Here is a 9,603-nt window from a genome sequence, read left to right on the forward strand (position 1 = left end):
AATGAAAAAGTATAAGATTTTTAATAAGACAGGTCTTGCAATATGCCTGACGTTGGGACTGGTGGCCGGATCGGCCTGTTCACCGACAGATGACGGTCCTTCCATCGATGATCATTTCTTGAACTATGAGATTCCGCAAATCAGACCGAGCAGCGATATTCCGGTAGGAGCCATTTATTGGAACTTGGGTAGTACGGGGGTGGATGAAAAGAAGTATGCGCGGTTGATTGGTGAATATAATCAGAGCGGACAGTATCCACAGCTTTGTCCGAATGTGCGTCCGGTGCTGGGACGTTATTCGATGGATATCAATAAAGCCGAAACTGCTGACTTGATTCAGCAGCACCTTACCTGGGCAAATAATGCCGGTATCAATTTCCTTATCTTGCCGAACATCGGTCTGGATACCAGTAAGGGAGATTTGCTGAACGAAGGTAACGTGAATTTCGTGAACTATATGGCGGGACTGAATCCCAACTCGGAAGGTATCGAATGGGGAGGTTTGCGTTATGCGGTTTCTATGGATATGAATAACTTCGCAAACGGACTTAACAACACCGCCATGATAGAAGACGATGCCGATGAAAATGGTGTCTCTGCACGTTGTGAGCAACTTTATAGCTTTTTTGTCAACCTGACAAGCCGTTTCTGTACGAACAACGATCTTTACTATACTGTAGACGGCAAACCGATGATTGTTGTCTGGAATGCTGATAAGTTGTATGCACGCGATTCTGAGAAACTTTACAATACGATCCGTGAAAGGGTGCGTGAGAATGTAAAAGACGGCAATGGCAATGGACTGGAGATTTATATCTTAGCACGTCAGGAACGCTGGACGCCTCCCGCACGCTGGCATAACTTCTTCCTGAGCGGGAAAGTGGATGCTGTGTACATGGATAATATGTACAATCAGACCGACTGGTTCCGCCCTACCTGCTATCCGCAGTGCATCGACCAGAACTTTAAGTACAACCGCGAATATGAGTGGGCTAATTACGGAGTAGACTTCGTACCTAGCGTTTCACCTTCGTTCAATCAGTGGATAGATGGTGATGGAACTCAGTTCTATAACTTCCCTGTGGTATTTAAGGATGAAGATATGTTCCGTAAGATGTGTAATGTTGCCAAGATGAACTTGGGAAAGCGTCCGATGGTCATCATCGATTCTTTTAACCGTTGGAATGTGGATCAGGCTATCGAACCGACTGACCCGAATTACGGGAATGGATACGGTATGAAATACCTTAATATTGTAAAAGAAGAATTTAAAGTGAAATAAGCATGAAAGCGATAAATTTTATCAATTGGAAATATATCGGCTTGACCGGATGTTTGGTGGCATCGTTACTGACTGCATGTGGTGACGATGAAACCGGTCCGGAAGTGGTGACGCCGCTAGAGCCTAAATTGGAGATTGTGAACGAAGCGTCCACCTTCAGTTTTTCTTCTGCGGGAAATTCCGCTCAAGTACTGACATTCAACGCCAATCAGGATTGGCATATCGTATTGGATGATTCGGAAGGTGTGGATAATAGCTGGGTAGTGCTGTTTGAACGCGAAGGAACGGCCGGCGAAGGAAACAAAGTATGGGTAGCTGCAGCCGAAAATGTAGAACCGGATGCACGCCGTGCTAATTTTTCTCTCGTGTCCGGTGGCTTTAAGTATGATTTCGTTATCTATCAGGCACAGAAGGATGCGGTGGTAATCACCGACCCGAAGGCCTACGAAAACCTGGATGCCGGTGAGCATATTATTTCCGTAGAGTTTGGAATCAACACAGGAGAGTATAAAACCAGTTTCCTCTATTCCGGTGACACGGGCTGGATCATGCCGACGGACGAACACCCCGCAGGCGAACCGGAGACACGTGCGATGGAAAACCATACACTGTACTTTAAGGTGTTGCCGAATCAGAAGTTTGATATTCGTAGAGGTACCATTGAAATCTCTTCGAAAGATAATGATAATGTAAAGGCTACGATGAATATCTTCCAGACCGGTCTGCCCAAACCTGTCATTACGGTCGATAACAAGGAAATGTTCACTAATCTGGCATCGAAAGAAGATTCGATTCTGTTGAAATATAAGGCAACCAATACCAACGGACCGAGGGATTTGACGATTGATATTGATAAGAACGATCAGGATTGGATTTCGTTTAAGCCTGCCATAGACGCCAAGGGCGATTCTACCTTCCTCGTTTCCGTGAAAGAAAATACCGGTGGCGAACGTACGGCAACGATCGCGCTTTGTGCCGCTGCCGACAAGAAGGTGAGAGAAGAGTTTACCGTGACTCAGGCTCAGGCAAGCGATGTGGAACTGGTTATTACCAACAAGAACGATTTCAGAACAAGTTTGGATAAGCTGGGCAGTGCCGCTACCGTGAAGTATAGCGTACAGTCTACGTTGACTGATCCGAAGAACGAGATTTTGGTGGATATCGTATATCCGGAAGAAAGTGGCTATACGGCAGAGAATGGTTGGCTGCACATGGCAAACAACTCGATGCCCGAACGTGTCATCTTCACGTACGATGTGAATAAGGTGCTGAGAGAACGTCAGGCTACCGTTTACATCTATCGCAAGGGTTATGAAAACAAGAAAGACTATATGGTTATCCGTCAGGCTGCGGCCACTCAGATTGAAATTCCGGCTCCGGGAGGTTTGACGAATGTATTGCAGGGTCTTATTGATGACGAAATCTATAAAGATTGGGAATCCATCACTAGCCTGGAATTGAAGGGCAGACTCAACGATACCGATTTGAACTTACTGAAGAACATGATGACAGCGGGTAAGGGCTACAACCTGAAAACTCTGGATATGACGGAAGTGGAGAATGAAACGCTGAAGAATGGTGTATTCAACGGATGTAACCTTCTGGAGAATATTTCATTCCCGACAGGATTGCAATACGTACCGAGAGAAGCTTGTCGTAACTGTACCAAGCTGAGAACGGTAGTGGTGAACGAAGGTCCGACTTATATCGGTCGTCACGCGTTCGGTAACTCAGTAGTAAATGAAGCTTGGTTCCCGAGTACCATGACTTATGTTTACGGATACATCTTTGATAATGTGACGGCACTCAAGACTTTGCACTTGAAGTCATTACCGTTCCAGTGTAAGGAAGTTGCCCGTAGTGATGCCGACGAAGGTGCTACCCAACCGACAACCTGGTGTACTGTCTTTAAGACATGGCCGAGCACGGTATATGTACCGATGGAATATCTGGAATATTACAAGAGTCCGGACCCGAAACACGTAGTTTCCATGCACTTCCAAGACCTGTTGAATACATTGACATCCGAATCGGAAGAATGGACGAAGGGACCGAAGGTTCAGCAACCGTACTTGAAGTCCAATTCGGCATTGAAGAGCAACTTTACTTGGGGATCATCTGCCACTACTATCATGGGAGAATCCAATTGATATAGAGTCAAGTAGGTATATACTATAAAAAGAGCGGACTATCAGTCGGCGGGAAGATTCCCGCCATTGATAGTCTGCTTTTCTTTTGAGTCAGTAGTAAAGTCATGCATTGTTTCCTTGTCGATTCATTCGTAATGGTACAGTGAGGTTTTTAGTCCTATGACATAAAAAAAGAAAAGAATCATTGTCGAAATAATTCATTTGCTTATTTAAAGGATAAAGAACTTTTCAAGGTCAGCACCCATATCTATACGAAAGATCTTGACCGATTATGCAGTAACTTCCAATCGTTTATTAATAAATTCCTTCATCGTTTATTATAAACGTCCCCCAAGTTTATTATAAACCCGAATATTGCTATTTTAGTAACAAATATTAATTTAAAGCAACAAAAAGGGCTGCAATTCCCATAAAGAATCGCAGCCCTTAGCTTGTATCAGACTATCCGACAAACATTATCCGAAGTAGAAATGCCTGTAATCTGTTATTATATTATACTTATTATCGCTCATTTTTCGTCTATATTATCAATGTTATCGAATTTTCTTCCGGTTTCTACTTACAAATATACAACATAAAAAGCGGTTTGTCAAGTCCTCCATGCTTCTTTCGTACATCTGATTACCTATCCATACGGTTTAGTTTAGCTCATTCCCGATTCAGATTTGAATAAATCGATAGTATCTCAATTCCCCTCCCTTCGGGAAGGAGGGGTGGCTGAAAGCCGGGGTGGTAGGTGAGCGCATCAACTTAATAATCAGCCATGTGTATTCACCTACCACCTCCCCCTACGGGTACTCCTCCTTCCCGAAGGAGGAGAATGAAGTTACTGCTGTTTTGTTCCTTTCTGTGAAGGAAAGAAGTAAAGCTATACAGTTATAAATCGGAGAATGGTGTTTTATAATCTTCTCCCATCGAGTCCCGATACTCCTTGCAGAAACGGTCATACAGATTTCGTGCAATCCCTTTCTTTCCCTGTGCGGAGAACACAGCGCATTTGGCGGCCAATGCTTCTTCATTCAGCGGGTCATGCAGGAACATGATGTCTGCCAGGCGGAGAATCATGTCTGGATGGTTGCGTTGCTTTTCGATTTCAAACAGATCCTTCAACAAGTCGATGGAGTGGCTGGAGTATGTCTCTTTGAAGTCATCCAACCAATCGAGAATGGTGTTGGGCAACAATGGTCCATACAACAGAAGTTCCAGGATCCGGTTGAGTAACTCGCTGTTTTCTTTCTCCTTGAATTGCTGGATGCGTGCAAGTACTTCGCGATAGTCGCAGAATACGTTCTCGCCCCATTTTATGTGCATGAAGTTGTTTTCCGTCACGACTTCTACATCACCGATACTCTCCAGTAATACCCGCAGTTTGCGTAAATTTACGTTACGGTTGTTGCGGGCAGCCGTCTCTTCCTTATCCGGCCATAGGATTCCCGTTGTTTTGGAGGTCAGGATACCGTTCGGATTCTTTTCCGTATATAATATCAGCAAAATAAGCAAGTGCTTCAGACGGGGAGTGAAATTGGCGGTGATATCATTTCCCTCTTTATCGCGTACATTGAAACAGCCCAGCAATGAGATGGAGGAACGGCTACGGTCGTAGTAGTGGACTATCTCTTTCGATGCGGGCTCGTTTTCTTGTTCCGGCATTGTCGGAGTAACTTTCTCCTGATTCTCTGAGATGACTTTTGGAGCCGTAACCGATTGAAGTGTTTCTTTTGAGATTGCGGACGATTGGATTGGCTGACGTTTGCTTCTTGAACGATAGAACAGCCAGGCACCGCAACCTAATATTGCTAGGACACCGATGACATACAGCAGATTCCACCATTTGCCGGAGCCCATTTCATCCACCGACTGCCGGATATCTATCTCGTTGACTAGAGGCATATTGATGGAATAGATCTTTATATCGTGTGTACGATTGTTCAGTATCTTGTCCAGCACAAGGAACAGTTTCCTGTGAGTCGGTGAATAGTAAAGGTTAAAATCGCAGTCCTGATAATCCAGTCGGTTATTGATCGGTTTTGAAACTTCTGTATAAACAGGGCTTTTCATGGAAATTTTCCACAGTGTTCCCCCGTTGTCCGTAGATACGGCATAGAAAGAACTGTCTGCCGGTTCGAAGTACATGGAGGAAGCCATGATGGTTTCCTTGTTATCATCTTTTTTCTCCCAGATGGTGCGGGACTGTTTACTTTTTAAATTGATGGCATACAGGCCGAGGTAGTAATGGGTACTCAATTCCTGTTTACCATATTTGTTTCCTTTGCCTCCAAAGATATATAGTTCGTCGCCCACTACTGCCATAGCAGCAGAATAGCGGGGATAAAGAGGATGATCATATTTAATTTGCTCCATAATTTCACTGCCGGACTTCATGCGGAACAGGTCATTACGGTATTTATAGAAGCCATATCCACCGAAAAAGTAGAATGAGGAGTCGGCGGGGTTAAATGCTTTGGCATGGTTATAGTTGTTGGGTTCTTTGGTATTCCGCACTTCGTTGCTCCACTTGCCGTCGGCGAACGAAAAGCGGGAGATGATGTTTTCCGTCAGTGAGTAAGATACCAGTGCATTGCTTAGCGTATCATACAGCAGGTGGTTGGGATATTCTACGGCAGGATATCCTCCGCGTACGGCAGTCTCTTGTTTGAGTCTTCCGTCTTCGTCCAGCACTTTTACCGATTCGGGACTGACTACATAGAATAAGGCGCAACGGGCGTCGAATGCTATGCCTACTCTGCTGGAAGTAGTGATCTTATTGATAGTTTTCCATTCGATATGGTTGTCTATCAGCCAGAGAGGCTGGACAGCACGCGCGACGGCTCCCTCTTTTTCGTCATAGCAGAGGTTGTCATTATGTTTCCATAATTTCCATTCTCTTGTCAGTTTGCCGTCCTGTATGATGTTGATATCCCTTAAGTTGACAGGGGCTACTTCCGCCTGATAGCCTAGCATCTGGCCGAATGTAATCGTTACGCTGTTTGTTTCTTGCAGGGGGAAGGTGGACGACATCTTTTTTTTGTCGTATTCTATTTCGATCACATTGTCTTTCTGACGCAGATTCAGCGAGACATTGATCCATTTTTCCAGTTCTATGGGTTTGTCAATGATGATAATCTCATCATTGAGCATTAAAGCGGGAGCATGGTTTTGCTCGCCTGCAACAAACGAAAAGCGTATTATCTGGCCTTTGTCTGTCTTCAGATGAAGAATGGAGCCATAGTCGGCTTCATTGGCACGTATATATATCTGAAAAGAAATGGTTAAGTCGTTTTTTACGGAGAAAGGTTGGTTGTCATCCAAATATAAGGTAGACCTTTCCGGTGCCGGTACGGCATGAGACTTAAGATAAAGTCCGTAATCATATAAAGGAGACGCATCCAGTCTGCCCGCCAGGCAAAGCAGGATAAAAATCAATAATTGCAGTTGATATTTCATAGTACTTCTACTTGAATCTGTTCCTATGTGGCAAAAGTACGAAAAACAATATGATATTCATAAGAATCGGGGACTTATTTTATATAACCAAAGTGTTGGAATACTCGTATATGATAGCCGACATCCGGGGAATATGACAAGAGGTATTGTCGAAGAATCAGATGTTATTTCGATGATTCTTCGACAACCCTCTTGCGTTTAATCGCTAGAATATAGCTACTTGATTTCTAATGATGGAGGAACATCCTCTGCTCCGCTGGCCCATGCCTTGTTGGGTTTGCTGCCCATTACCAATACTAGCTTGCCACCGTTCATCAGGTCATCATGGCTGAACCATGATTTGTTCCATTCTTTGCCATTCAGTGTGGCGGACTGGATGTATTTGTTGTCATTGGAAGCGTTCTTGGCTTCGATTTCAAATACGGCTCCGTTGCTGAGTGTAATCTTGGCATCTGTGAAAAGCGGACTTCCGATGGTGTAGGCCGGCAATCCCGGAGTGACAGGGTAGAAGCCCAGAGAAGAGAAGACCACAAATGACGTCATACCTCCGCCGTCCTCATCTCCCGGAATACCCATCAGGTCATTGCGGAACCATGTTTTCAGCATTTGACGGATGCGCTTCTGTGTTTTCCACGGCTGTCCGGCATAGTTATAAAGATAAGGAACGTGCAGAGACGGTTCGTTCGCCATCGAGAATTGGCCTACATTACCCGTATGGTCGGGCAGTTTTGCGTAGAATGCATATTTGCTCCGTCCCAGCGGTTCGGTGAAAGTGCGGTCAAGGTTGGCGATGAACTGCTCGTTTCCTCCCATAAGGCTGATGAGGTCGGCTACATTGTGTGGCACGTCCCAGCGGTAAACCCAGCCGTTGTTTTCTCCATAATACTCACGGGCTCCCATGCCTCCGGGGAAACGGTAGTCGAATGGCTCAATCCATTGTCCTTCCTTATCTTTCGGATGGAAGAAAGCGGTTTCTTTATTGTAGAGATTCCGGTAGTTATACGAACATTTCAGATAGTATTCGGCTTCTTCCTTCTTGTTCAGAGCTTGGGCGATACGGGAGAGACACCACTGGTCGTAGCTGGTTCCCAGAGTGACAGCGACAGGCTGGCGCTTCTCGAAAGGATGTACGTTCGGGTCGTTTTCCGGTTCATCTACACGGAGAGCGGGGATATAACCGTTTTCACGGTAGAAATTGTCCAGCCAGCCGGCCGGTGCTCCCGACCACGGGGCGAGCGTCTTTTCTTCAATCCCTTTCCGGCAAGCCTCGTAGGCTTTTGCCGTGTCTACTTTCAATCCTTTGGCCAGTGCGTCGGCTACCGTGGCAACGGCATGATTGGAGTTCATGCGACGTGTGTCACCTGTTACTTCGGGGAAAGTAGGCATCCACATATTGCCCATTTGTTCCGCCATGCGCAGGTAGGATGCGATGATGTCTTCTTCCTTTTGTTGGTCGATCAGTGTGCGGAGAGGATGTGCGGCACGGTAAGTGTCCCAAATCCAGTCGTCGGTGTAGAAAGGAGTACCGTTGTCTTCGTGTACCTTTCCATCGAAGGCGCTGAAGTAACGGCCGTCTTCGCTCATGCAGATGGGACGTTCGAAGGTACGGTAGAAAGAAGAGTAGAATACGGTTTTGTCATCTTCCGTTCCTCCTTCTACTTGGATACGTCCCAACGTTTCGTTCCAGATTTGGCGTCCCGCTTCTGCCAGTGCTTTGATGTTATAGTCTTTTAATTCGCGGTGCAGGTTCTTTTCGGCCTGTTCCTCGCTGATGAAAGAAATACCGTAGCGGAGGTTGACCGTTGTGGTTCCATCGGCAAAGCGCCATGCCGCACAGGCATTTGCGCCTTCGGCATTATCCTTGCTTGTTTCAATAGTGCCGTTTTCGAGGATGCCGGCGCTTATCGGCTTCTCCTGTGCTTCTATATATACATAGACATTGGTGTTGTCATTTAGTTGCTGGCGACCGCTGATGAAGTTCTCGTTGGCGTGAATAGAGCCATTGCGGGAGTTTACGATGAGATAAGCCGGTTTGTCTGCCTCATACGTTATCCGGTAGATAGCCGACTGATGGGAAAGCGCATATTCCGCTTTCATACGGTTGTCATCCAGTTCCACATCGAAAGAATAAGGAGTAATGTGCTCGTTGTCATAGTTATACGTTATGACCGGACGCAGTTTTTCTCCCTGATAGGGACTGAAATTGAATGCAGAACGTTCCCGGTGGTTGGTGACGATCAATGGAAGCCCCTTCAGCAGTTCGGAGGTGTAATCGGCACGTTCCGGGTAAACACGAAGCATACTGTTGGGTAACTGGATGGTGGGGAACGTGGGAACCAGCAGATGGCTGATGTTGCCGATATACGGGTTGACGTAATCGACCGGGGTCCGATCCGCTGTTTGCAGGCTACCGTTACATGCACTCAGCGTTGAAATGATAGCCGCCGAGGCTAAAATGTGTGTAAGTTTCATCATTTGTTTATTTACTATTATTTGGTTTCCGGATTCACGAAAGCTGCTTTCAACAGCGGAAGGAAATCTTTCTTGTTATCGCATTTGAAATAGCCGGTGAAGTCGTTCCGGTCTCCGGCTCCTAGTTTGATCACCAGTTTATTCCATCCTTGCAGCAAGGGCAATTCTTTGTAGATGATTTCGTTGCGTCCGTCGTGGGATACAGCCGTATAAGGTTTGTCGTTGATGAGCAGCGCACGTTTCTTTGCTTTCACA

At 45.8% G+C, this 9,603-nt stretch carries 5 protein-coding genes; 2 read left to right on the plus strand and 3 right to left on the minus strand.

Features of this window, described 5'->3' with window-relative positions:
• Window position 1 precedes the first annotated feature (1 nt).
• Together HMPREF9007_RS03745 and HMPREF9007_RS03740 are read left to right on the plus strand one after the other, a co-directional pair.
• Window positions 2-1,282, plus strand: coding sequence for a hypothetical protein (locus tag HMPREF9007_RS03745; protein ID WP_008763274.1), 1,281 nt, complete (start codon window positions 2-4; stop codon window positions 1,280-1,282).
• 2 nt (window positions 1,283-1,284) lie between these two features.
• On the plus strand, window positions 1,285-3,432 hold the full coding sequence (locus HMPREF9007_RS03740; RefSeq protein WP_008763275.1) for a BACON domain-containing carbohydrate-binding protein: 2,148 nt from the start codon (window positions 1,285-1,287) through the stop codon (window positions 3,430-3,432).
• Window positions 3,433-4,308: 876 nt separating this feature from the next.
• Here the strand turns inward: HMPREF9007_RS03740 and HMPREF9007_RS03735 are convergent.
• The 3 genes from HMPREF9007_RS03735 to HMPREF9007_RS27880 all read right to left on the minus strand — a co-directional run.
• Window positions 4,309-6,876 carry a hypothetical protein gene (locus tag HMPREF9007_RS03735; protein WP_008763276.1) on the minus strand — a complete coding sequence of 856 codons (2,568 nt, stop codon included), beginning with the start codon at window positions 6,874-6,876 and terminating at the stop codon, window positions 4,309-4,311.
• A 216-nt stretch (window positions 6,877-7,092) separates the two neighbouring features.
• A complete protein-coding gene (locus HMPREF9007_RS03730; protein ID WP_016266951.1) occupies window positions 7,093-9,348 on the minus strand; it encodes a GH92 family glycosyl hydrolase in 2,256 nt (751 codons plus the stop codon).
• A 17-nt stretch (window positions 9,349-9,365) separates the two neighbouring features.
• The coding region (locus tag HMPREF9007_RS27880) for a hypothetical protein (RefSeq protein ID WP_277754709.1) at window positions 9,366-9,603 on the minus strand (238 nt) is incomplete at its 5' end.

This window comes from Bacteroides sp. 1_1_14 (genome assembly GCF_000162515.1).
GTDB classification, from domain to species: Bacteria; Bacteroidota; Bacteroidia; order Bacteroidales; family Bacteroidaceae; genus Bacteroides; species Bacteroides thetaiotaomicron.